This window comes from Gloeothece verrucosa PCC 7822, assembly GCF_000147335.1.
Taxonomy (GTDB): domain Bacteria; phylum Cyanobacteriota; class Cyanobacteriia; order Cyanobacteriales; family Microcystaceae; genus Gloeothece; species Gloeothece verrucosa.
In genome coordinates this window covers 2240255-2264352 of record NC_014501.1, presented here as the reverse complement: position 1 = coordinate 2264352, position 24098 = coordinate 2240255, and the positions used below count along the sequence as shown (strand labels likewise).

The 24098-nt window shown below is 40.0% G+C and carries 17 protein-coding genes and 1 riboswitch; of the genes, 9 read left to right on the top strand and 8 right to left on the bottom strand.

Going from position 1 to position 24098, the window contains the following annotated elements; translation table 11 throughout:
- Window positions 1-3: 3 nt before the first annotated feature.
- The 4 genes from CYAN7822_RS09965 to CYAN7822_RS09950 form a co-directional block, all read right to left on the bottom strand.
- Window positions 4-1050: an ABC transporter substrate-binding protein gene (locus tag CYAN7822_RS09965; protein ID WP_013322131.1), complete on the bottom strand. Its 1047-nt coding sequence runs from the start codon at window positions 1048-1050 to the stop codon at window positions 4-6.
- Between the two features lie 80 nt (window positions 1051-1130).
- On the bottom strand, window positions 1131-1820 hold the full coding sequence (gene hypB / locus CYAN7822_RS09960; protein WP_013322130.1) for a hydrogenase nickel incorporation protein HypB: 690 nt from the start codon (window positions 1818-1820) through the stop codon (window positions 1131-1133).
- Window positions 1804-2181, bottom strand: a complete 378-nt coding sequence (gene hypA, locus CYAN7822_RS09955; protein ID WP_013322129.1) for a hydrogenase maturation nickel metallochaperone HypA — start codon at window positions 2179-2181, stop codon at window positions 1804-1806. Before hypA ends, hypB begins: the two co-directional genes overlap by 17 nt.
- Before the next feature lie 3 nt (window positions 2182-2184).
- Window positions 2185-3390, bottom strand: a complete 1206-nt coding sequence (locus CYAN7822_RS09950) for an agmatinase family protein (protein WP_013322128.1) — start codon at window positions 3388-3390, stop codon at window positions 2185-2187.
- 96 nt (window positions 3391-3486) lie between these two features.
- A riboswitch (guanidine-I (ykkC/yxkD leader) is annotated at window positions 3487-3617 on the bottom strand.
- Between the two features lie 198 nt (window positions 3618-3815).
- Between CYAN7822_RS09950 and CYAN7822_RS09945 the strand changes: the two genes are divergently transcribed.
- Complete coding sequence (locus CYAN7822_RS09945; RefSeq protein WP_013322127.1) at window positions 3816-4643, top strand: glucosamine-6-phosphate deaminase; 828 nt, start codon at window positions 3816-3818, stop codon at window positions 4641-4643.
- Between the two features lie 36 nt (window positions 4644-4679).
- Here the strand turns inward: CYAN7822_RS09945 and CYAN7822_RS35610 are convergent, their stop codons facing one another.
- A complete protein-coding gene (locus CYAN7822_RS35610; protein ID WP_013322126.1) occupies window positions 4680-4862 on the bottom strand; it encodes a hypothetical protein in 183 nt (60 codons plus the stop codon).
- Window positions 4863-5255: 393 nt separating this feature from the next.
- Here CYAN7822_RS35610 and CYAN7822_RS09940 point away from each other — a divergent pair, with 393 nt between their 5' ends.
- Both CYAN7822_RS09940 and CYAN7822_RS09935 read left to right on the top strand, forming a co-directional pair.
- A complete protein-coding gene (locus CYAN7822_RS09940; RefSeq protein WP_041933194.1) occupies window positions 5256-5684 on the top strand; it encodes an Hsp20/alpha crystallin family protein in 429 nt (142 codons plus the stop codon).
- A 205-nt stretch (window positions 5685-5889) separates the two neighbouring features.
- The gene (locus CYAN7822_RS09935; protein WP_245602721.1) at window positions 5890-6969 is read left to right on the top strand and encodes a polyamine ABC transporter substrate-binding protein; all 1080 of its coding nucleotides are present in this window, start codon (window positions 5890-5892) and stop codon (window positions 6967-6969) included.
- Between the two features lie 22 nt (window positions 6970-6991).
- Here CYAN7822_RS09935 and CYAN7822_RS09930 read toward each other — a convergent pair whose 3' ends face one another.
- The 3 genes from CYAN7822_RS09930 to CYAN7822_RS09920 all read right to left on the bottom strand — a co-directional run bounded on the left by CYAN7822_RS09930 (window position 6992) and on the right by CYAN7822_RS09920 (window position 13683).
- Window positions 6992-8950 carry an ATP-binding protein gene (locus CYAN7822_RS09930; protein ID WP_013322123.1) on the bottom strand — a complete coding sequence of 653 codons (1959 nt, stop codon included), beginning with the start codon at window positions 8948-8950 and terminating at the stop codon, window positions 6992-6994.
- A gap of 181 nt (window positions 8951-9131) precedes the next feature.
- Window positions 9132-11396, bottom strand: coding sequence for a COG1470 family protein (locus CYAN7822_RS09925; protein WP_013322122.1), 2265 nt, complete (start codon window positions 11394-11396; stop codon window positions 9132-9134).
- A 109-nt stretch (window positions 11397-11505) separates the two neighbouring features.
- Window positions 11506-13683 carry a WD40 repeat domain-containing protein gene (locus tag CYAN7822_RS09920; RefSeq protein WP_013322121.1) on the bottom strand — a complete coding sequence of 726 codons (2178 nt, stop codon included), beginning with the start codon at window positions 13681-13683 and terminating at the stop codon, window positions 11506-11508.
- 460 nt (window positions 13684-14143) lie between these two features.
- Here CYAN7822_RS09920 and CYAN7822_RS09915 point away from each other — a divergent pair, with 460 nt between their 5' ends.
- From CYAN7822_RS09915 to CYAN7822_RS09890, 6 genes are all read left to right on the top strand, one after another.
- On the top strand, window positions 14144-15319 hold the full coding sequence (locus CYAN7822_RS09915) for a response regulator (RefSeq protein WP_013322120.1): 1176 nt from the start codon (window positions 14144-14146) through the stop codon (window positions 15317-15319).
- Window positions 15320-15355: 36 nt separating this feature from the next.
- Window positions 15356-15721: a response regulator gene (locus tag CYAN7822_RS09910; protein ID WP_013322119.1), complete on the top strand. Its 366-nt coding sequence runs from the start codon at window positions 15356-15358 to the stop codon at window positions 15719-15721.
- A gap of 31 nt (window positions 15722-15752) precedes the next feature.
- Window positions 15753-16244 (top strand): chemotaxis protein CheW, encoded by a 492-nt coding sequence (locus tag CYAN7822_RS09905; protein WP_013322118.1) that lies wholly within the window; start codon window positions 15753-15755, stop codon window positions 16242-16244.
- A 281-nt stretch (window positions 16245-16525) separates the two neighbouring features.
- The gene (locus tag CYAN7822_RS09900; RefSeq protein ID WP_013322117.1) at window positions 16526-18412 is read left to right on the top strand and encodes a methyl-accepting chemotaxis protein; all 1887 of its coding nucleotides are present in this window, start codon (window positions 16526-16528) and stop codon (window positions 18410-18412) included.
- A 93-nt stretch (window positions 18413-18505) separates the two neighbouring features.
- Window positions 18506-20311, top strand: coding sequence for a methyl-accepting chemotaxis protein (locus CYAN7822_RS09895; RefSeq protein ID WP_013322116.1), 1806 nt, complete (start codon window positions 18506-18508; stop codon window positions 20309-20311).
- A gap of 207 nt (window positions 20312-20518) precedes the next feature.
- Entirely contained in the window at window positions 20519-23668 is a 3150-nt protein-coding gene (locus CYAN7822_RS09890) for a response regulator (protein WP_013322115.1), read from the top strand.
- Window positions 23669-24098 lie beyond the last annotated feature (430 nt).

Here is a 24098-nt window from a genome sequence, read left to right as displayed (position 1 = left end):
TTATCATTGCTGATGTTTTTGAGCGTAAGTTTTAACAAATCGAGCATCAAATAATTGATTAATATCGGGTTTACTTTTGGCTAAACCCACATCGATCAAGAATTGACTCATTTGTTGAGCAGCATAACTCAAAGAACTGAGGTCGTTTCCGGGCTGGAAAGCTTTTAAATTCTCTTCAACAGAAAAAAGTCGAGTTCCTTGAGCATATTTTTGATACTCCGCCAGTGGCACTCCCGCTCGTTGCGCCATAATCTTATAGGCTTCCTCTGTATTAATTTTAATATAATCCAAGGTTTCAAACCATGAATTTACAATCGCTTGAACCTGGTCCGGCTTTTCTTCGATAAACTGGCGAGTAAAAACCAGGTGATCAGAAATTGCACCCGGAAAGTCTTTAGAACTAAAAAGCTCTCGACTCCCAGGACGCTTTAAAGCCTGAGTAGTAAAAGGCGCAAAAACAGCAACAGCATCTACTTGTCCACCCACAAAAGCGGTGGCGGCTTGCCCGGTTTCTAAAGGGACAAATTCAATATCTTTAGGAGATAAATTCGCTTTTTTCAAGCCTAATAATAGCAGAAAATGATCCACTGTACCTTCTTCAGCCGCTACTTTTTTTCCTTTGAGATCAGTAATTGAATTGATGCCATCTCGAACAATTACCTTATCATTACCTGTAGAGTTATCGTTAACTAACACAATAACTTGATCGGCTCCCCCTGAGACAGAATTAACTGTATCTCCTAGCGTTTGGCTGTTAGCATCAATTTGCCGAGCGGTTAAAGTGTTGATCGATTCAAGATAGCCATCAAACCATTTGAGATCGACGGGTATACTATTGTTTGTAAATATGCCTTTTTGATCGGTAACTTCCCAAGGAAACCAACCCGGCCAAGCACTAAATCCTAATCTAACAGCCCCCTCTCCAACCGAAATAGTTGTATTAGTTTCGTTGGTGGTTTTAATATATATAGCCGGATTAACACAACCGACAGTCAAGGTCAGCGTAACAAAAAATAAGGTGATATAAAGAATGAGCGCTCGCTGTTTCATAACTTATCTAACAATTTTAGTTATGAGTTCTTTTGACTTAACCCTTAACCGGCGAAAGACCAGTGACTAATGACCAATGACTAATGACTAATGACTAATGACTGATGAATTTGAGCGCGTACCCAATCAAACCAAACATTTAACCCCTCCCCAGTTTTAGCAGAAATGGGAATGATGGTTACATGGGGATTCATCTGCCGAACATTATTTTTAATTCGTTCAATATCAGTATCTAAATAAGGCGCTAAATCAATTTTTGTAATCAATAAACAATCGGCTTGTTGAAACATAATTGGATATTTTAAGGGCTTATCTTCTCCTTCTGTTACACTCAAAAGAGCAATTTTAGCGTGTTCGCCTACTTCAAATTCTGCCGGACAAACTAAATTACCGACATTTTCCACTAAAACTAAATCAAATTCTGAAGGGTTATATTGGTGAGCCAATTGATGAATTCCACCCGCTACCATTTTCGAGTCCAAATGACAGGAACGACCAGTATTAATGGCAATAACCGGAACCCCATACAGACGAAGGCGATCAGCATCTAATTCTGTGGTCATATCGCCTTCAATGACGGCAATTTTTAACTCTTGGCTGAGGTGAGAAAGAGTCTTTTCTAATAAAACGGTTTTGCCGGCTCCGGGGCTACTCATGATATTAAAGCAAGTAATTCCCCATTGATCAAAATGTTCTCGGTTATGGTCGGCTCCTTGTTGGTTAGCATGGAGCAAGTTAATTTCTAAGGCTGCATCAAAGGTTTGGTGCATAAGTTTCACTTGAGTTTGAGTATTGTATATGGTCTATTTTGAGTTCTCGTCCTGAACGAATATCTTCCATTGGCGATCGACATTGAGGACAAGCATAAGCAATGCCAATGGCCGGGCGATACTCCTGTTGACAGCGATGACAAAAAGCAATTAAGGGAGTTTCTCTAATAACCAGTTTGACTCCCTCTAAAAAAGTATTGCTTGTTTGAACATCAAAGGCGAATTGTAAACTAGCTGGTTCCACACAAGTAAATTGCCCAACGATCAGATGAATGTGGGAAATTTTGGGCTGATCAGGTTGAGCTTCCCACCAGTCAGTTACAGTTACAATTAGGGCCTTAGTCATGTCGGTTTCGTGCATGGTTTAATTCCAAGCGACGGTTTCAGGTTGATCTTCAGCATGAATGTAAGCAGGCTTTTCTTGGCGGGGAAGTTGACCGGAGAGGATCAAATGAGCCATCGTGTCACAGATCACCCGAGTGGCCATCAGCGAGGTCATATCACTGATATCATAAGGAGGAGACACTTCCACCACTTCTAAACCACAAACGGGAACTCGCTGCACGATTTTACCTAGCAGATAGAGGGCTTCTCGAGGTAATAATCCCCCGGGTTCGGGCCAACCGGTACCGGGAACAAATCCTGCATCTATGCAGTCAATATCAAAACTGATCCAAACGCAATCGGTTCCGTCGGTTGCCCGTTCTATAGCAAACTCAGCCGCCGCATCTAATCCCCTTTCCACGATATCGGTTACGGTTAAGATATTGGTTGCCCGTTCCCGGCAGACTTTTACGCCTTGACGGGGGACTTGCCAGCCGCCTATCCCTAATTGCACCAGATTTTTTGCGGGCGCATTTTTGATATTGGTGGCATGAAACCAGGGGCAGGTATGCATCCGTTCGTCTAAATCGGTTTCTTGGGTGTCTACGTGGCGATCAAAGTGAATGATGCCGATTTTTTTGTCTCCTAAATGGCGACACACTCCCCGCACCGTCGGAAATCCTATGGAGTGATCTCCTCCTAAAATAATGGGAAAGGCCCCCGAACTAAAAACGTGAGCGACTCCTTTAGAAATTTGATCAAAGGATTTTTCATTATTGGCGGGAATGGTAAAAATATCTCCGACATCACACAGCTTTATTTGTTCACGCAAATCAACCCCTAATTCAAAATTATAAGGAGTATAAAGAGCAGAAATCCGGCGAATCCCTTGCGGGCCAAAACGGGTTCCTGGGCGATAGGTTGTCCCAGAATCATGAGGTACACCAATGATCGCTACGTCGTACTCTCCTACTCGACGGACATCTTCTAAGTAGGGAGCTTTCATAAAGGTGTTAATGCCAGCATAATGGGGAAGTTCCCCGCGAGAAAAGGTTGATATCGTGCGATCACGAATACTGTCAGCCGCTTCTAATCCATACTCTAATCCAGTAGAGACTTCCTGTTGCCATCCAGTCAGGGGAAGTTTTGCTTCTTTTTCTAATCCTTGTTGGGCCTCTGTTGAATGACCGTTACTTGAATTACCTTGAGTATTGTCATTAGGCGGTTGAAAGAAATTGGAACTCATTTTCTACTCCTGTCAGTAGGATTCATCCAAAAAAGTAAACAATGCCAAAAATCCCAGAGAGATTATCTAGAGAGCTATCTTATTTTACTCTCTCTTTCCTCCCGGGTTTTTTTCCCGCCGTGTAGCCACCTACTAAATATTTATCTTGTAACAATAATTCTTTTAAGGCAGCCCGCTTCTCTTGGACCAGACATTTCCAGGAAATCGGAACCCTAGAAGCTTTTTTTAGATTTTTATCATTTTTATTCCGTTGCAAAGTTTATCAATTTGGCTCTCTACAAACAGTATCAAAAATTACTAAATACTAAAACCGTAAAACTAAGTAAATAAAAAAAAATGATTCTCAATGACTTCCCTATAACCACTCAAATTAAAGAACAATAAGACAATAGATAGACAAGCAATTTGGGGTGTAACAGCTTAAAATGATGAAAGCCACTCAGAAATTGACGGGAATTAAATCAATGGTGACTCAAGCATTCAATATTGATGCTCTCTGCCTATGTCTTTGTCCCTCTTCAAAAAGCCTAGCCCACGCCGCCGCCCAATCTGTAATACAATACTTACAACAAATTTTATCTCAACAACAAACCGCAACTCTTGTATTAGCGACCGGCAATTCACAAATTGAATTACTTGACATTCTAGCGGCTACTGCTGAAATTGATTGGAGCCGCATCATTTTATTTCATCTCGATGAATTTCTAGGGATTGAAGCGCATGAGAGCGCTAGTTTTCGCTACTTTCTACAAGAAAGACTCCTTAAGCAGATTAATCCTCAGCATTTTTATGGCATTCAAGGAGAAGCCGCAGAACCGTTGGCAGAATGTGATCGCTATACTCATCTGTTAACACAACATCCCATTGATCTATGCTTTTTGGGAATTGGTCATAACGGTCATTTAGCCTTTAATGAACCTGGGGTAGCTAATTTTAACGATCCCTATCGGGTTAAAATCGTCAAACTCGCCCAACAAACTCGTTTAACTGGTGTTGAACAGGGATATTTTCCCAGTTTGGCAAGGGTTCCTCAATATGCTTATACTTTAACCCTTAGCACGATTTTAGAAGCTAAAAAAATAGTGTGTTTAGCATTTGGAAAAAGTAAAGCAAAGATTGTTAAAGAAATGTTGACAGGGACAATTAATTCTAGTTGTCCCGCATCTGGGTTACGCCTTCATCCTCATACCACTCTATTTTTAGACCGTGATGCAGCCAGTGAACTAGACTTAAGCGTCTTCGGTAAAGAATAGAAAGTTTTCAGAGCAATTATTCCTATTCATTCTTATTTAGACAAGAAAGGGAACAAATCGTTTTTCTAAGTCTTTGTCTTCTAGATTACACGCTATCCAAATTGCTTGTCCTAAATTGATTTGACAATTTGATGAACAAAGTTCAGGCCGGTGCAGTCTAACTTGGACGTTAGGCTGTTGGCGACGAATAAGATTCCAGTAACAAACACAACTACTCATAAAGCGCTCCTTTCATAAGTTGCCTATTCTTATGGCTCCTGGAATCTATATGTGGGGTTTTTTCTCGACAATGTTCAACTTTGTAATGCAATGATAAAAAAAGTTGAGAAAGTTCATATAGCAGCCGCTTTGGCGGTTAAGACAGCAGGAACAGGCAATAGGTAATAGGCAAGAGATACTCAGGCAAATCCTTGCTTTCCTGTAGTTATGTCCATGTCTAGGTACTTAACCGAACCTTACAAGTTAGGTTTTCCACCCTAAATAATCCTCTGTATTATTCGGGAATTACCCTTAATTAAGTTCCTAAAACCGAATTGATCAGTTTTGGAATTTAGTTACTATTAAAACAGTTAAAGATGATTCAACTAATTAACAGGACACTCAGCTATGGTAATGACTTTAGTTCGCTACAACCCTTTCCGTGAAATGGACATTTTACAACATCAGCTAAACCACTTATTTGATGAATCTCGTCTTACTGTTGGGAAACAAAATGCTATTCCTGCGGCTGAAATATCTGAAACCGAGGAAGCTATTCATCTTAAACTAGAACTTCCTGGAATGAATAAAGAAGATCTAGATATTCAAGTTAGCAAAAATGGCGTTTCTATTAGCGGTGAACGCAAAGAAGAAAACAAGACAGAAAACAATGGCGTAACCCGCACCGAGTTTCGTTACGGCAAGTTTAGCCGAGTGATTCCTCTGCCGGCTCATGTGGATAATAGCCACGTTACGGCTGAATATAAAGATGGAATTCTCAATCTGACTCTACCAAAAGCAGAAGAAGAAAAAAATAAAGTTGTCAAGGTACAAGTTGGCTAATGATTAATTAAAATTCCTCTGCATACCCCCGGATAGTTTCGGGGGTTTTATTGTTTTTGAGGCAAAATAAGCTAAAATGACAGCAACTTAAATTATTATCTCTCTAGAAGGGGCTTATGAAAAGTGAGAATTCCAATGGAAGCTCCCAACTGATCTTGTCATCCCTCGCTGTGGGAAGGATCAGGTTCAGAATGACAAAAATCGGATGCTCCAGATGAAAAAAATTAGCCGCTTTTTAATTTTGTTTTTGCTCGGGACTTTAATAATATTAGGATGCCAGAGCAAGCCCAATACTTCTACTAATAATGTTTCCGACTCTGCCGTTCTTAATATATATAACTGGGCAGACTATATTGCTCCAGAAGTTTTACAACAATTTGAGCAAGAATTTAAGGCGAAAATTAATTATGATACCTACGATTCTAGCGACGCGCTTTATGCCAAGCTAAAAGCCGGAAATCCTGGATATGATCTAGTATTTCCTCAAGACGTTTATGTTAAAATCATGGCCAAAGAAGGTTTATTAGAAGAAATTAGCCCGCAAAATATTACTAATATTAAGCATCTTGATAAACAACTTATTGACCAGGATTTTGACCCCAAAAATCAATATAGTATTCCTTATGTATGGGGCGCGTTAGGCTTGGGCTATAATGGGGAAAAAACCGGAGAAAAAATTGATAGTTGGCAACAAATTTTTTCCAGGAAATATCAAGGACAAGTGGCCGTTAATGATGATCCGCGAGCTATGTTAGGTGTAATTTTAATATATTTAGGCTATAGTCCAAACACAACAAATCCTCAAGAAATCGAACAAGCGAAAAATTTTTTATTAGAACATAAAGCGAATATTGCAGCCTTTGCCGCAGATAATGGAGAGAACTTACTAGAGCAAGGAGAGGTAACCATCATTGTGGAATGGAATGGGGATATTCTCAAAAGAGTGCAAGAAAATCCCAAACTTCGTTATGCTTTTCCTAAAGAAGGGTCACTCATATCTATTGATAATCTCTGTATTCCCAAGGATGCCCCTCATAAAGAATTAGCTGAGAAATTTATTAATTTTATGTCGGCTCCGGAAATGGCGGCTAAAAATGCTAATTTTGTGCATTATGCCACCTCTAATCAGACCGCTTTAGACCAAGGATTAATTAATCAAAAAGATCGCCATAATCCCGGTATTTATCCGCCTGCCGAAATTAGAAAAAAACTTACTTTTCTGCAAAATGTAGGGCAAGCAACAGCCCTTTATGATCAAGCTTGGACAGAAATTAAAGCTCAATAAATTTTCACTTTTTCAGGCTCATCTATTTAGCCATCACCCAACCTTTAATCTCCGTATCTGTTAAAGTTTTTTCTAACTTAATATACTCACTCTTAGTCGCCTGTAAAATATGCTTCATTTGAACCGCCTCGCCAGCATCAGCCGCTAAAAAAGCCGCATTTAAAGCAATATTACGAATATTGCCTCCGGCCACACTTAAGCGGGCTAACTTCTGAAAATCTAATCCTTCAGTAGGAGTTTGAGGGGGAAATACCGTCTGCCAAATTGCCGCCCTTTGAGTAGCATCAGGGAAAGGAAACTGCACAATAAAACGAATTCTACGCAGAAAAGCTTGATCGATAGCATCCTTAAGATTAGTTGTTAAAATGGCTAATCCTCGATAAGCTTCTATTCGTTGTAAAAGATAACTAACCTCCATATTTGCATAGCGATCATGACTATCTTTAACTTCAGATCTTTTACCAAATAAGGCATCAGCTTCATCAAAAAGTAAAATCGCGCCGCACCCTTCAGCCGCATCAAAAATTCTTCTTAAATTCTTTTCAGTTTCTCCAATATATTTACTCACCACTGAACTGAGATCAATTCGATAGACATCTAAGCGTAATTCATTGCCCAATACTTCAGCCGCAAGAGTTTTTCCTGTACCACTCCCTCCGGCAAATAAGACACTAATTCCCAGTCCTCGACTACTCTTATTTTTAAATCCCCAATGTTCATAAACTAAAAGTCTTTGACGAACGTGGGCAGTAATTTCCTGCAATACTTGTCGTTCTTCTTCGGGTAAAATTAAATCTTCCCAGAGAACATGACAGTGAATTCGTTGAGCTAATTCTTCCAAACGGGGACGAGATTGAACGCGGCAAATCTCCCAAATATGATGGGAAATCTCGCTAGGCTCACTGTTTTCAGTGACCACATTTTTAAATTGCCAACTGACTGTAGAAATGGTGGAGACGTTCAGATTAAAATGGGTGACTAAAGCCTTAATTTGTCCGTTGAAATTTCCCTCAGTATCTAAGAGCATATTTTGCCAGAGTGCCTCTTGTTCAGAGGTGGTAGGATAATCTACCTCTAAAGTCATTAGGGGGCGTTCTCGTTGAAAGCGGCGCTCTCGAGTGTTAACAATTAAAGGACAGTGAATTTTTTCAATAAAATGGGCAATTAATCCTTCTTTAATCCCATCGGTATTGTCTAAATAATCACAATTTAGGACAAGAGCGTTTTCAGAAAGTAACCATTCCCGTTCACACAAACATTGAATTAAATTGAGTTGCGTCGAATCAAGCGGTAAAATTTCAGCAGAAAGAATCTGAAGATTTAGTCCTAATTTTTGGGCAACTGATGCTGAGATAGCCCGTTTAGTTAATCCATCGTTGCCGCATAACTGTATTATGGGTAAGGCTCCTTGAGATTCTTGAGTCCAAATTTTGATAATTTGTTCAACAAGGTTTTGATGAGAAGGAACTAAGGGAAGAGAATTTTCTACAGGTTCTACTAAGCCAATTAATCGTTCATCTAGATGAGAAATTCCCGCCAAATAGTTAGTAATACGCTCATCAAGCCATAATTGTCCTTGGGTAATACTATTACTATTACCAAGTTCTAAAAGCCGCCATTGTCGTAGAGGCGCAGTGGGAATTAAGGCATTCCAATGAGGGTTAGGTAAAGTTGCCAAGGCTAAACTAAAGGTAGGATAGGGTTTTTGTAAGTCTCCTTGCGCCTTAGCACAGAGTACACCCCACCCGCCATCAAATTCCATGCCGGCACACAATAGCAAGATATTTTCTTCAAATGAAGATAGTCTGAATTGCTGAGAAATGTGTTTTAATGCAGGAGGAACGGGAAAATTGAGAGGAGAAATTTCGACCGGTTCATCGGTTTCCAGGCTTTTAATTTTTGCTTCTAGTAATTGCCGCAATTTCTCTAGAGCATTTAAAAGATAGCGTTTATTAAGGTCTTGCCACTCATGATTGTTCATTAGTCATTAGTCATTAGTCATTAGTCATTAGTCATTAGTTATTAGTCATTAGTCATTAGTCATTAGTTATTAGTCTGTTCCCTGTTCCCTATTCCCTATTCCCTGTTCCCTGTTCCCTATTCCCTGTTCCCTATTTCCTATTCCCTGTTCCCTGTTCCCTGTTGCCTATTTCCTAAATTGATTACCATATTTTCAGATTTGAAGATGGCGAGGATGAAGGCGAAGGCTTTTGAGTAGAAGGTGAAGGTGTAGGAGAAGGTTTGGGTAAATCCATTTTAACCAATAGCGTTTTATTTTTTGTGGCACCATCAGCATCTGTAACCATTAATTGAACGGGAACAAGTTGATCTACTGGCAATTCATTGATGGGTAATTGTTCATATAAAACTAGATGCTTACCTTTGCCTGGAAGGTCTTCCGCAACGGGTGTTCCCAATACTGAGATGGTAACTTTAACGTTTTTCCCAGTAGCATCCCAAATCACGTTGATATTTTGATTCGGTTTAAGTATGATCGGGGAGCTAGATTTATTATTTAGTGTAAATACGTTGATTTTTAGCGGGATTTTTTGTGCTTGTACTATTACCTGCGTTTTAGCATCCACAGGTCCTTGAGGTTTGACATAACGAGAATTTTTAGGAACAGCATCCACAGAAAGAATATAATTTCCTGGCTCTAAATTGGGAATTTGTATATAACAATTCAGCGTATTTTCTTCGGCTTTTTTGCAAACTTTACTAAGATCGCTGGGAATAATACTAGCAAAAACCACTCCATTTTGAATCAAATCAACTCTTTCAAGTTCTTGCGGCTCGGAAATGTCAAATTTTAAATCAACTTTTGCAGGTAATACATATTGATTTTTAGGAGAGCCAACATTACTAATAGTCGGGGTCGGAGGGGGTGCAAGGGTGATGACAGGAGAATCTTGTTTATCGACTTCTTCTACTCTCCATCTTTTTTGACCCCAGACAGTTAAATTAAATATATAACTATTTGGTTCTTTAGCACCTGTGGAAATATTCTTACAGCTTAGATGTTCTTCTTGAGAAGAAAGCAATTGACATCTAGCATCTTTTTGCAATTGTTCGATGGTAAATATTAATGGTTCTATAACTTGTCCTCCTTGAGGATTTTTTCCCACCAAACTAATTTTTTTTAATCGTTGAGGATTACTAATATCTAAGTTGAGTTTAATTTCTTGTCCAAATTTATAAGATTTTTCGGTGGGTTCTAATGAAACAATTTCGGGTAAAATAGGCGGTTTAAAAAATAGCCACCAAATCAAGAAAGCCAAGCCGCTAAGGGTGATGACACCACTTAAAAGTAATAGTAATAGTTGCCATATTGGGCGGGCTTCCAGCAATAGCAGGCTTTTTAGGGGTAAATAAGCCGGCAAAGGAAATTGATGTAAATCTTCTACATCCAGTTTAAAATTAATCGGTTTAGGCGCACCAAAAAGAGGACGGCCCGCACGTTTTGTCGGCTTAACTTTTAAGCCTACTGCTATGGTTTTTCCAGGAGGAATTTTTAAACGAGAAGTGTCTATTTGGTATTGGCAAATTTCGGCTTCATCGTCGCTTCCAGGTTTAAACTTAATTTCTCGAATCGTGTTTCCTTCATTAATGGCTACTACTTGATAAAGGGCTGCTTGTTGCTTAATTTTTTCTCGAATAGTCTGAATCTGAAAGTTGATTTGATAAATAGGAGGAATATAAAGATAAAAAATATCTTGTAACAATAAATCTGGCTTGACAGTAGAATGAAGGCGAATTGTAGGACGATAATGACCAGAAATCGTATTTTCAGGAGGATGAAGTAATAGGGTAATCTGTCCTTGTGTATTGGGGTTTAAGCTTAATTTATTTCCCCCTGAAATTAACCCCTGTTGTTGAATACCTTCGGGATAACGTACCGTGTACCAAGTGTCATCTAAATCGGGACAGGTAAGCCGAAAATCATCCACCAAATTAGAACGATTATGTACTAAGGCCTGAATGATTAAGGGTTTTGTTTTTAATTCTATGGGATTAGTAGAAGAGGTTTGAGGTTCAATCCTTAAAGTGGGGTCTTTGCTAGTAACTGGCGTTTGAATAGGAGTTAGAACTTCTAGCTCTAGAGTATACAGTAACGGCGCTCTTAAGCTAGGAGAGTCTACAACTAAATCATAGCGATAACGATTAGGAATGGCTTCTGTGGGAATTTGCCAAATAAACTCTACTGATTGACTTCTACCCCCATCTAAATTAAAACTGGTACGACTAACGTTACACCAAGGACGTAAACGTTCTGGTATATCCAAATATACTTCAACAACTATCCCTTGAGAGTCTTGGTCCTGATTATTGACTACTATACTTAATTCGCTTGTCTGTCCTGGATAAATTTGCAGGACACTCGATGGCGGTGGATTGATAATAACAGCAAAGGGTTCAAAATTAGTCATTATTCATTAGTCATTAGTCATGAGGGGCACTCTTGAAAAGCGCTCATTAGTATTAGTCATGGGTTCCCTGTTTCCTGTTCCCTATTGCCTATTTTCTACTTCTTAGTTCCTAATTTAGGGGATAAACATTTAACCTTACTTGATTATCATCGCTGCCACTCAGAATCAGTAAGCGCTGGCGTTCTATTTTTACATCAATGCTGTTAATTCCTTGATTATAGTTAGCGATGAGTTTGCCTTCAATGAATTGCGGCTGTCTAGAACCACTCGGCGTTAACGGCCATAAGACAATTTTACCATCATCCCCGGCAGCAATTAGATAGCCGCCATCTTCATTAGCGTCCCCCCGCGCGTTAGTACCGACCCCCTCACTCAATTTTATTGAACGTACAGGCATGGGTTCTCCGTTAGAATACTTCATTTGCCATTCATCGAGTAACGGACAATTGAGTAGTTCAGGGCCTTTGTTGGAGCAGTTTTTTAGGTCCCATAATCTAATATAGCCTTGGTTATCAGCAGTGGCTAAAAGATTATTGGCCACAGCAATACTATATATATAATCATTTTGAGAACCCGAGGGATATTCAAGGCTTTGAAATTGCGGTAATTGATCGCGCACCCTCCAGTCTCCGATTAAAATTCGATTATAACGGCCGGCAACAATTAATTGTCGTTCATCTTTACTTAACGATAAGGTATAGATGGCAAAACCTAACTGTTTTTCTGCCAAAGGGGTCACTTGATCGCCGTTTAACTTCCACAGGCGTAAGCTTAAACCATGCCCACTAAATAGATATTGAGAATCTTTGGTAAAAACTAGGGCAAAAACTCGGTCAGATTTTTGTTGAGAAAACAAGCGAATTTTTTCTTTTTTTAGCACATCCCAGAGTAAAATTTCCCCATTTTCCAACCCTACCGCCACCTGATCGGTTTTTTCTGAACGAAATTGCAACACCTGTACACTTTTTTTATCGGTTCCATCGGTGATTCTATCCACTAAAATTCCCCGAGGTTGCACACAATATCGCTGCCATCCCAACCCGCGACACAATAGATTATCCGGAGTGGCCAACCAAGCGCGAACCGTTTGATCGTCTGAACCGCTTAAGATAGGGTTAATGACCCCACTAAATTGAACTGCATTGACTGGGCCTGTATGAGACTCCCTGGGAAGTAGTAATAACAATAAAGCCAATAATAATAAAGCCGCTAATAATTGTAACCAAACGGGTAAAATTGGCTGTAAATATAGCTCTACTGTTTCTGTGGGAGGATCAGTTTTACCTAAGCGTTGATCGTAGAGTGCGGTGATTAACTGAAACTGAAATTTTTGGGTTAATCCGAGCCAAGGCCTTTTTTTACTGGCTTTAAAAGTCATCTGATGGGTTTCCCCCGTATTTATACTGATCTGCGGGGGCGTTACTTCACAATCACATCGTTTAACATCTTTTCCTTGAACTTGAACTGCAATACCTTGTGCTAAATTACTGACATTTTTAAACTGAAGCTGAAAAATCCCTGGCTCAGATTTTAAGCTGGGAAACCAATATTTTTGAGACGGAATCCAACAATGTTTTGGGGAACAAGTAAACATAATCGTTCCCACCGGCACCACTTCTAAAACGCCGCTATCAGAGCCGGCTACATTACTAAATAGATAAGCTTCTACTTTAAAAGGATATTTTCCACTGGGAGCTTGGAGAGCAATCGGCGGTTGACAAGAGAAATTTGTTTCTCCGGTTTGTCCGGCTCCAATTAAAATTCTACGTTGGTCACCTTCATAGAGCCAATTAGCATTTAATCCTGAAAAATATAAAACAACATCCACGTTGCTTTGATTAGGATTAAAAACTTGAACAGGTATTTGGATAACTTGACGAGGATAAACCAAGAAATGACGGATCGGTAAATTTACTTGTAAACGAGTCGGTCCTGAACCCGGTTTAACTTTTAGACGTAGGGGAAGTCTTTGAATATCCCGAAACTCGTTTGAAGAAATTTGTACGGTTATATTAATGATTTCTGCGCCTGGGATAGGAGTTTCGCTAATGGTGACCACAAAATCAGTCGTATCTCCTGGGGGTTTTTTCGTAGAAACTTCCGGATAAAGTTTGTACCAGCGATGACCTAAATTGGGATCACAACCGGGAGCAAATAATTCTACTCGAAACGAGGCAAACTCTTCACTTAAGTTTTGTACATAGACAGTAAATGTTGCGGCAGAACCATTGGGTTCAAATTCCACAACATCATGAGAAAGCCGACCCTCAATATAATGCCTTGCCATATTGACTGATTAAGATTACTAAGCTATCGGAAGATAAAAAAGAGCGATTAGCCGAGGGGAAATACTTTTAAAAGTTATCAACATCCGTTAATTCTACCATACATAGTCATCCATCAGCAGTCCCCACAGCCATCAAGTTCGTGATTTTACCGAGAAAATTTTAAAAACAATTAAGTTGGTAGGATTGATGAATAATTTGGGTATGATTTAAGTAGAAGCATGATTAACGCTTTCCACTATGAGGAGCTACTAATCGTTAAAAGACTTCTTTCACTTATCGCTATCCTATTAAGATGCTTCCCACTGGATTTTAGGAAGAAATTGTATTATTGAGCAAGAATTAATAGTTAAGAAAAAACACGTTGTCTCAATGGAGGTGTATTTCTCATAGCTCTGCTATCGACTAAAAAACCAAGGCTAGAAGCCAAGATTCTCCAAACCCCTGTGAATAGGTTCGTTTATGAACACAATAACAAACCTTAACTTTTCATTTCAGCTAGAGGAGTTACCGAAAAAACTACTCAATACTGCCCAACAGGTAACTACAGGTAGCTGGCGATTTCAACTCACTTTTAATGACCAAGGACTTCAGCATCCAACTTGGTATCTAACTCTAGTTCAAAGCCGAGTCGTCTATTCTGGGATTGAACGTCTCAGTTGGTCGAATTTTTTCACTCTGCTTAAGCGTTTTCTGCCTCCCTTGCGAACGGCTCAAGCTCAAAAACAAATTTTGCAGCTTATTGAGGAATCTTCTCCAGAAGAGCAAGAGCAAATTGGCACTATTATTAAAAAAATGCAGAAAGCCGGGATAATCACCCATGAGCAGGTGATTCATGCCATTCATCATCAATTACTATCCGATTTTGATTTATTTTTATTTAACTGTTCAGGGGTTGCAGAATTTATCCCAGAACCTGAATTAGTGTTTCAAGCTCAACTACCTGGATTTAAATTAGAGGAGTTAATTTCTCGCGGCAAACAAAGACAAACCGAGTGGGAAATCATCAAAACCCGCATTCCTACGATGCAATGTACTCCCATTCTCATCCCTGCGGCTATGGCCCAGGCTAATCTAACAGAAGCCCAAAAGCAGCAAGTTCAACAATTAGTGACCAGTGGTAAAACTTTAGAAGAAATCGCCCAAAAAATGGCGAATGATCCCTTAGAGATTGCTAAAGTTTTTTTAAAGCTAGTTAGCAATGGGATGGTGTGTCTCGAGCTTCTTCCCACTGCCAACCCAGAAATTTTTATTGTGGATGATTCACCCTTAATTATCAAACAATTTAAAAATTTAGTTAGTAGTTGGGGATATCGAGTGCTTACTTGCCAAAACCCCCTAGTGGCAGTTGAGCAATTGTTGCGTTGTAAAGCGTCAATGATTTTTGTAGATATTAATATGCCTGGACTGTCAGGATTTGATCTAATTAAACAGATTCGCCGTCAATCAGAATTAGCTTCAATTCCTTTAGTCTTGTTAACGGCTGAAAACTCTATGACCAATCAATGGCGAGCGCAATGGGCTAATTGCCAGTTTTTAGCAAAACCTCGTAGTCGAGAAGAAATTACTCAGTTTAAAAACGATTTAAAAAAGCTGTTGCCCAACTTGAGCAATGCTACTGATGAAACTGAGGTCTAACCCCCCTAAACTTATTCTTTATTAAGAGGAAAAACCATGAAATTTCTGATCGTAGATGATAGTAATGTTGACCGTCATTTATTATCTTCTTTGTTACATGAATTAGGTCATGAGACCGAAGTTTGTAGCGATACCGAAGGCGTGATCGATAAGCTATCTCAAGGGCAATATAACGCTCTCTTCTTAGACATTGTTATGCCCAATCAAGATGGCTATAAATTTTTAAGAGCCTTACGTTCTAATGATTCCACAGCCAAACAACATGTCATCTTTTGCTCTTCTAAAAAAACCGTTTTAGAAATTAATTACGGAATTAAAAGAGCCGGAGCCGACGAATATTTAGTCAAACCGGTCACCAAAGAAACGCTCACCGAAGTGTTGCAAAAAGTCCCTCTCGCTTAAAGTCATAGACCAATTCATCAGTCAAGATTATATGTCTGTTTTATCCTCTCCAATCAAGACAAATCAGGGTCAAGAGCGTTTTATTTTGGCCAAGTTGGAAGAGGTGACCCTGTTCTTCCCCTCAAACTTAGTCACAGAAATTCTTATTATTGAAACATCACAACTACTGCCCTTGCCCTTTTATCCCCAGGGAATTTTAGGCTGTATTCAGCATCGAGGGCAAATCATTCCCTTAGTGTCTTTGTCTCATTTACTCTTAGGGAAACCTCGTTTAGGTAAAGAAAAGTTAAAAGTTGTGCGTTTAAGTCAAAATACGGGCAACTTAAAAGGGATTGGGATAGTAGTTGATCAATTGCTAGGGAGTCAAGGGAGTGATCAAATTCCACCAGAGTTAAAAAAGACTGGTAATCTCCCTAATCACTCACCCATAACCGTTAATCAAGAAAAAATGTGGCTTTTTCAACCCTTAGTCCTCTCCGAAGAACTGTGGCAACCTCAACACTGGCAATTGAGCGTAAGCTAACTTGATTAGTCTTAGGTTTTGGAGCCTGTATCATTGCTGTTGAAGCCACCTAGCATAAGCTCTGAACCTAAGCATTATTAAAATCCTTGTCTATATACGACCCCATCAGACTATTGCTGATAAGCATTCATTTTTCTTATCTGTCGGCCTTATTCGGCAATGGTATACCAACCGCCTTGGCCCAAAAGAGCCGCTTTAAACACTAAAACCGAGTAACAGCAAAGATTTACATGAGAGCCTCTAGCCTCTTGCTATACTGCTAACTTTTACAGAAACGAATCATGGGTATCACCGAATCCACCGCTCAATTAGGTGTCTCTGACACGTTATCCAAGCCTCCCAACCCCCTCAAAGCTTGGGTAGATAAAAACTTAGTCGTCCTTTTGGGAGGAGCCGCGACGGTAAGTTTAGCCTTATTTGGAGTCTCTGCCTGGAATACCAGGAATGCTTACCAAAATTTCAACAGCGTCATCGTTAAACAGTTTGAACTGCAATCTCTCAGCGATCAGATTGTTCACTTAGATGAAGTGCTAACCATGTCCGCCCGGATGGCTGCCAGCACCGGCAATTCGAAATGGGAAAAACGCTATAACGACAACGTACAGCCGCTAGACCAAGCCATTAAAGAAGTCATCGAGCTTGCTCCCAATTATAAAGCCGATATTGCCACAACCGACCAAGCTAACCAAAAATTAATCGCCTTAGAAAGCCAATCTTTTGACCTAGTTCGAGAGCAAAAACAACAACAGGCTCTTCAAGTCTTGCTCTCTGCTGAATACGATACCAACAAAGCCATTTATAAAGAAGGGATTGATGGAGTTGTTAACAAAATTCAAGCCCAAGTTAAACAAAAACGTCTTGAGTATGGGCAGAATTTACTATTAGCGTTAATCTTTACCGGCTTTAGCGGTCCCACTTTGCTCATCTCTTGGGGTGCAGTCATTTGGGCAGTAAAATCCTATATCCGAGAACGGGATACCGCTCAAAAAGGCTTACTGCAATCTCAAAATGCTTTGCTCGAACTCAACCAAGACTTAGAAGAAAAAGGACAACTCCTAGAATCGGCTGAACAAGCGACCCGCCAGGAAAACGAAGTGCTACAAAATGATATTGCTCATTTATTAGATATCGTGTCGGCCGTAGAACAGGGTGAGTTAACCGTTCAAGCAGAAGTTAATGACCGCTTAACGGGTCTTGTCTGTGATACCTTTAACCGCTTGATTGAAGAGTTGGCTAAGGTGTTGATACAGGTATTGTCCACTGCGATGCAAGTGACGGAAAAAGCCTCTGTGAGTGAACAAATTGCTCAACAAGTAGCCGATGGAGCAGAGGTACAGTCGAGTTCGGTTAGCCAAATTTTGCAATTATCAGAAAATATTCAAACCGCTTTGGGGGCTTCTTCTGCACAAGTTCAACTGGCATTGGATTCTTTAAGCACGTTAAAACAAGTCGTCAATAGTGGAACCGATGCGATCTCACAATTAAGACAAGGGATCGAAGTGCTTCAGAGTGGAAGTGAGCGTATTATCCAACAGATGAAGACTCTGGGGGAATTCGTAGGGTTAGCGGATCAGTTTGTGGCTGAACAAAGCGAAATTGCTCAACAAACCCAAGTTTTAGCTCTGAATGCTTCTTTGGTGGCGGCTAGAGCCGCAGGACAACAGAGTTCTACAGCTTTGGTTGGGGTAGCTCGAGAGTTTGAAGGAATTGCCGAACAGGTCAGTCAGTTGGCGGTTAGTTCTTCTGAAGGCTTGAGTGTCCTAGAACAACGCACTCGACAAATTCATACGGTTGTGTCTTCTGTGGATGCTGAGGTACAAAATTTGGGAAGTTTGGTAGGCGGTTTTAGAGAAGGGGTACAAGAATCTAACGCTCTATTTGAACAGGTAGAAGTCGTCACAGAAAAGGCTATGGGCGCAGGTAATGCCATTACAGATGCCAATCATCAGATTGTGGTCGCTACCGCTAGAACTGTAAAAGCGATGGAAAATATTGCCGGTTTAGCCCAAACTACGGCTTCTTTGGCTCAAAATAGCTTGGTTCAATCAGAGGTGATGAAAAATTTGTCTGCCCAAATGCTGGCTACGATTCAATTTTTCCAATTGCCTGAAGCCCCATCCCATGAGGATGCACTTTTGATGGCTGATGTCACCAAAGAAGCTGTTTAGTCACACTTTGGGAATTCCGCATCCCAGGCGGTTTTTAACTCATATCCTACCACTCAATTGTTCATTTAAAAAAAGCCAGAAGAAGAGAAGCTTATGATTACCGCAAGTTACCCAGATTTGTCTGCTCCTGATTCAGTGCCTACAAAAACTCGTCATCCACTGACCAATTTGATAAGCCAACATTTGGTTGAGACTATCGCTGTCTCGGTGGCTGTTAGTTTAGTCTTGCTAGGCGGCTCGGCTTGGAATATTTGGTCGGCTTACCGAGGATTTAAAGATAATATTGCTAAGCAGTTTAAACTTGAGACTCTTAGCGGCGAAATCGCTCGACTCGATGAAGTTCTCACCATGTCCGCTCGGATGGCCGCTAGTACGGGAGACACTCAATGGGAAAATCGCTATCGCAAGAATGAGCCGATTTTGGATCAGACTATTACAAATATAGAGAAACTCGCACCGGATTTTGCTGACGAAACTGAGAAGACCAAGGACGCTAATGACAAATTAGTCAAGTTAGAGAATCAAGCTTTTGATTCAGTGCGTTTAGGACAACAAAAGTTGGCTCTTAGTTTGTTAATGGGTTCAGAATATGAAATTCAAAAAAATATTTACTCTAAGGGGCTAGAACAAGCTCTGGCGGAAATTCACGAGCAAACGAATCATCAGATTAAACTTTATAGTGATCGCTTATTTTGGTCGCTGTGTTTTGCGGGTATTAGTTTTCCCATTTTGATTGGCTCTTGGACAGGGATTGGTATTCAGGTTAGAAATGATATTAAAGAACGTGAAGAGTCTCAACGGATTCTGCAAAAACTTAATCAGGATTTAGAATTTAAAACTACTGAACTACAACAAAAAGAAAAGCTCATTCAAGAAGAAAATGACTTGCTACAAGGAGATGTGGGAAATCTTCTGGATGTGGTTTCTGCCCTCGAAGAAGGTCAGCTAGGGGTTGAAGCTGAAGTTAATGAACGAGCGACAGGATTAGTGGCTGATACGCTTAATCGTTTAATTGAAGAGTTAACCCGGATTATTGTTCAGGTGTTGGAAACGGCTCAACAAGTGACTTTGGGGACTGCTGAGTTAGAACGTTTGGCTGTAGAAACAGCCGCTAGGGCGCAAACTCAAAGTCAGTCGGTTTTATCCGTAGAAAATCTGATGAATAATGTTAACCTGCTTTCAGTAGAAACAGCCGCTCAAGTGCTTGAAAACGGCGAAACCGTGCAGCAAACCGCAGAAATTGTCCGGGTGGGGCAATCTTCTATGATGGTTATGAGTGAGGGTATTAGAGCATTGCAGCAGGGACGGGAACAGATTATTAAACGAGCAGAAACGCTATCAGATTATGTGGAATTGGCTTCAGAATTTGTGCGAGACCAAAAACGGGTGGCGGCTTTAACGAGGGTTCTGGCTTTTAATGCTTCTACTATTGCCTCTAAGGCTGCCGGACAGCAAGACCCTGAACAGTTTACGATGGTGGTTAAGGAGTTTGAAATTATTGCTAATCAAATTAATGGTTTGGCGAAAGAAACTAACCAAGGTTTACAAGTTTTGCAACAGCGTACCGACCAATTAAAGATTGTCACTTCTGGGTTGAATCAAGATGTTCAAGATATTAACCAGTTGGTCAATAACTTTACCACAGAAGTCAATCAGTCTACTCAGATTTTTGACAATATTAAATCAGTCACTGAGAAACTTCTAGAAGTTGAGCAAAAAGTTGCGAATTCGGCTAGTTCTATTACTGAAGCGGCACAAACCACCTTAAGCGCTGTAACTGATATTGCCTTGAAGGCTAATGAAACCCAACAATCTGCTTCTGTTACTCGTCATCAATCGGGAACTCTAGGACAATTAGCGAACCAACTTTTAGAAAGAGTGAAGTTCTTTAGAACCTAGTCATTAGTTATTAGTCATTAGTCATTAGTCAATGGTCATTAGTCTAGAATAAAAAAATTAAGTAATCATTAATAAATAATAGCTAATAAACTAGGATTAATCTCTCAAAATTTATAACTAATGACTAATAACGACGACGAATGACAATAGGCAAAAAAAAGAGTGCCATACTGACTACTGGCTAATAACTAATAACGGGGAACAGATATGACAGACGATCTATTTGAATTACAATTACAAGAAGAACTGCGCCAAATGTTTGAGGTTGATACTCAAACTTATCTAGAAAATTATATTACTAAAGTTTTACAATTAAATCCGCCCAACTGGAAAACCGATATTCAAGAAATTTATCGGGCAATTCATACTATTAAAGGTGGTGCGGTTACTGTTGGGGCTGATGCGATTCTTTATGTGGCGATTGCGCTAGAAGATTTGTTAGCCGATTTGCGTTATTTAGAAGTAGCACCTCCTCTAGAAGATGGTCAATTGGGCCAATATTTAACCGAAGCCGGAGAACTATTAACCAGTACCCTTTCTATTAGTGCTACTGGAGAAGCGGCTAAAGAAGCTGTTTTTCCCACCTTGTCGCGTATAGAACAACTACGTTCTCTGATTCAAAAGCAATATTTACCCGAGTGGAATTCTCAAACAATTATACATCAGGAATTTGCTCAACAGGGTTTTGATTTGGTGGTTTTAGAATTGGAAATGGGAGTGGAAAATTTACAGCCAGGACAACCTATTCCAGCAAATTTGTTTGAAACTGCCGAGCTAACTTTGAATCAGTTGCGAGAAATTGGCAGAAATATTAAGTTAGCTACCGGCTGGAGTCAGTTATTAGCAGACTGTAAAGTTTTATTGAGTAATGAAGATTCTGGCACTTGGATATCTCAATGGCCTGCATATTTTAAAAAACTGAAGGCTTGTGCTATTAATAGTGGAAAAATTGTTGCGGTTGAACCAACAGAAGAAGTTAACCCCGTTCAGGATGAATTAACTGATGCCTCACTAGATTTTGTGACTGATATATCTCTGGAGGAAGAGGCTTTAAAAGAAGAAATATTGCCCGTTGAGAGCGAGATGAATTTTGAAGTTCCTGGGAGTTTTGATCTACAAGGGTTGACTGAGGCTATAGAGACGTTAATGCCTTCCTCTCTTTTGGATCTGGATATAGAAACGTTGCCTGTAACCTCTTTACCGCCTCCGGAAATCGAACCCGATCTTACCGTAAATTTAGGAGATATTTCTTTAGTTAGTGAGACTTTAGACGGATTAGGTTCCCTAGTTGAAAGTTTAGAACAGTTAAAACAAGAAGAAAGTTTATTAGGCGTTGATTTAGAAAACATCCACTCGATAATAGAAGCGATAGAAGAAAAAGAAACTGTTTCTTTACTGCCGGAACAAGAGGAATTAGATTTCGGTGTTGATGAGATTAAAGAGGCTTTGCCAACTTTACCGCTAACTCCTGTAGAGGCAATCTCGGCTCCGGTTGAAGTGGTTCATAAAGAGCAAAAACAGCCGGAAACTGAGGCGAATATTCAAATTCCTGTATCCTTAAGTCGAGCCAATCAAACCTCTCAGCATTTAGTAGAAGTTTTACTATCTGCTCGTATGGCAAGCGGGCTTTATCATAGTCTTTCTGGTCAATTAATGAAGTTATTTTCTATTGCTAGAGAAAGCGTTAATTATATTACGAGGCTTCGGCAAATTCAAGATGATTATGCTTTGATGAATGACCTGAGTAATTCGAGAGACTCTAGCGGCATTGCTCTAGAAAGATATAGACAGGGTTATACAACGATTAATCGACTTTTAGAAATTTCATTACGCTTATCTGAGCTTGGCGCTGAAGCGAGCAAAATTACCACTACTACTAATGAAAGTTTTCAATCTTTAGAGCGTAATATTCTTAATTTAGAACAAAGTATAGAAGCCACCCGGGTGATTCCTTTTAAAACATTGGCTTTTAAAGCGAGAGCTATTGTTAGAGATTTGACAAACCGCTACGGCAAACCGGCTCAATTAGTCGTAAAAGGGGAAGATATTGAACTGGATGCCGCTATTGTGTCTCTTTTAGAACCAGCGTTGTTACATTTAATCCGTAATGCTTATGATCATGGTTTGGAAGATACCCCTGAGCGTGTTCAAAAAGGAAAGCCCGAGAAGGGTACCATTACACTCACCCTGCAAAGGCGGGGAAATCAATATTTATTGAGCATTTGTGATGATGGTAGCGGCATAGACCCTCATAAAGTGTCTTTTAAGGCTAAGGCGGCGGGATTACCTTTGACCAATACTGATACCTCTGCTGGGTTGCTGGCGGTTTTATCTCAGCCGGGTTTTAGTTCTAAGGAAACGGTGAGCGAATTATCTGGGCGCGGTGTGGGAATGGATGTGGTGGCCACACAGGTCAATAGTTTAAATGGCAAGATGATGTTAGAGACTCAGTTGGGGTTAGGAAGTCAATTTAAGATTCAGTTTCCTACGCCTCGGTTGTTGGTTCCCTGTGTTTTACTGCACCGCAGTGATAGGACTTTTGCCATTCCGGTTGAATGCGTCATCAGGTCTAGTTTGTGGAGTAGTTTAAGTGTAGAACCCACAGATCCGAGTCTTCCTTATTCTATGAATGTCTCGAATGGTTCGTTTACCGTGCCGGGTGTAGATTTATTGGAATATTGGTTAGGTCGTTCTTCTCAGTATCCTATTTCCGAGACGGCGATCGGAATTTGTGTGGGAGCCGGTTCGGACCGTGAGGGGATCTGGTTACTGGCGGATGATTTGGGCGAACAGGTGGACTTTTTAATTAATCCTTTACCGTCTCCGTTGGTGTCTCCTTTGGGGTTGTTGGGAGTGAGTTTACAGATTAATGGGGCTTTAATTCCCGTTATTGATGGGGCCACTCTGGCTGAGTCGTTGCACAGCACAGACGCGAAATACAACCTTTCTAAAGCCGGTGCGGCTACCATTACCGAGTTGGAAACTGAAACCACTCAGATGATTTTGGTGGTGGATGATGCGGCTTTGATGAGAAGACGGATTGAAGCTACTTTAACCGCTTATGGGCATCCTGTACAAACTTGTGCTGATGGGTTGGAGGCTTGGAACTGGTTACAGTATAATCCGACTCCTGCATTGATGATTACGGATTTGGAAATGCCGAATATGGATGGGTTTACTCTGATTCAGCGCCTGAGAAATGATGGGGTAACTATGCCAATTCTGGTGATTTCTTCTCGTCTATCCGAAGAATGGAACCGAGAAGCACAGCGCTTAGGGGCTGATGGTTTCTTGACCAAAGGTTTTTCTACTAATGAATTGATTAATAAAGTCAATAGTTTGACATCTCATTCATAAAAAATAGTCGCATATAAATTAGAATCTCGAACCGTAGAACCGTAGGGTGTGAAGCGCGAAGCGTAACGCACCGCTTTCGGTTTTATGTTTAATCAAAACCTAACTAATTACTTATATCTAAATTTATGAGAAAAAATAATTGTTTTGAATTTACTGAGGCTAGTTTAATTTTTGCTATAGTTGATGCTATATATCATCGAAAAAATATTAAAAAATATTAAATCTGCCTTTTCTTGGCTAAAAATCATGTTTTAATTACATTGACTCTTAAGAAAATTTACTGTATTAAGGGGTTTCACGAGTAGTTTCTTTAAAAAACTCTCAGTAAAAATAAAGTAAGCTCGATCACAAATTATGAACGAGCCACTTTTTAATTCATCTTGTTGATCAATATACCACATTTAATAGCAGTTTTGGGAAAGTTAGAGAG

Coding starts and splice junctions, on each gene's coding strand:
- CYAN7822_RS09965 (WP_013322131.1), bottom strand. CDS start 1,050: ATGAAACAGCGAGCGCTCATTCTTTATATCACCTTATTTTTTGTTACG.
- hypB (WP_013322130.1), bottom strand. CDS start 1,820: ATGCACCAAACCTTTGATGCAGCCTTAGAAATTAACTTGCTCCATGCT.
- hypA (WP_013322129.1), bottom strand. CDS start 2,181: ATGCACGAAACCGACATGACTAAGGCCCTAATTGTAACTGTAACTGAC.
- CYAN7822_RS09950 (WP_013322128.1), bottom strand. CDS start 3,390: ATGAGTTCCAATTTCTTTCAACCGCCTAATGACAATACTCAAGGTAAT.
- CYAN7822_RS09945 (WP_013322127.1), top strand. CDS start 3,816: ATGATGAAAGCCACTCAGAAATTGACGGGAATTAAATCAATGGTGACT.
- CYAN7822_RS35610 (WP_013322126.1), bottom strand. CDS start 4,862: ATGAGTAGTTGTGTTTGTTACTGGAATCTTATTCGTCGCCAACAGCCT.
- CYAN7822_RS09940 (WP_041933194.1), top strand. CDS start 5,256: ATGACTTTAGTTCGCTACAACCCTTTCCGTGAAATGGACATTTTACAA.
- CYAN7822_RS09935 (WP_245602721.1), top strand. CDS start 5,890: ATGCTCCAGATGAAAAAAATTAGCCGCTTTTTAATTTTGTTTTTGCTC.
- CYAN7822_RS09930 (WP_013322123.1), bottom strand. CDS start 8,950: ATGAACAATCATGAGTGGCAAGACCTTAATAAACGCTATCTTTTAAAT.
- CYAN7822_RS09925 (WP_013322122.1), bottom strand. CDS start 11,396: ATGACTAATTTTGAACCCTTTGCTGTTATTATCAATCCACCGCCATCG.
- CYAN7822_RS09920 (WP_013322121.1), bottom strand. CDS start 13,683: ATGGCAAGGCATTATATTGAGGGTCGGCTTTCTCATGATGTTGTGGAA.
- CYAN7822_RS09915 (WP_013322120.1), top strand. CDS start 14,144: ATGAACACAATAACAAACCTTAACTTTTCATTTCAGCTAGAGGAGTTA.
- CYAN7822_RS09910 (WP_013322119.1), top strand. CDS start 15,356: ATGAAATTTCTGATCGTAGATGATAGTAATGTTGACCGTCATTTATTA.
- CYAN7822_RS09905 (WP_013322118.1), top strand. CDS start 15,753: ATGTCTGTTTTATCCTCTCCAATCAAGACAAATCAGGGTCAAGAGCGT.
- CYAN7822_RS09900 (WP_013322117.1), top strand. CDS start 16,526: ATGGGTATCACCGAATCCACCGCTCAATTAGGTGTCTCTGACACGTTA.
- CYAN7822_RS09895 (WP_013322116.1), top strand. CDS start 18,506: ATGATTACCGCAAGTTACCCAGATTTGTCTGCTCCTGATTCAGTGCCT.
- CYAN7822_RS09890 (WP_013322115.1), top strand. CDS start 20,519: ATGACAGACGATCTATTTGAATTACAATTACAAGAAGAACTGCGCCAA.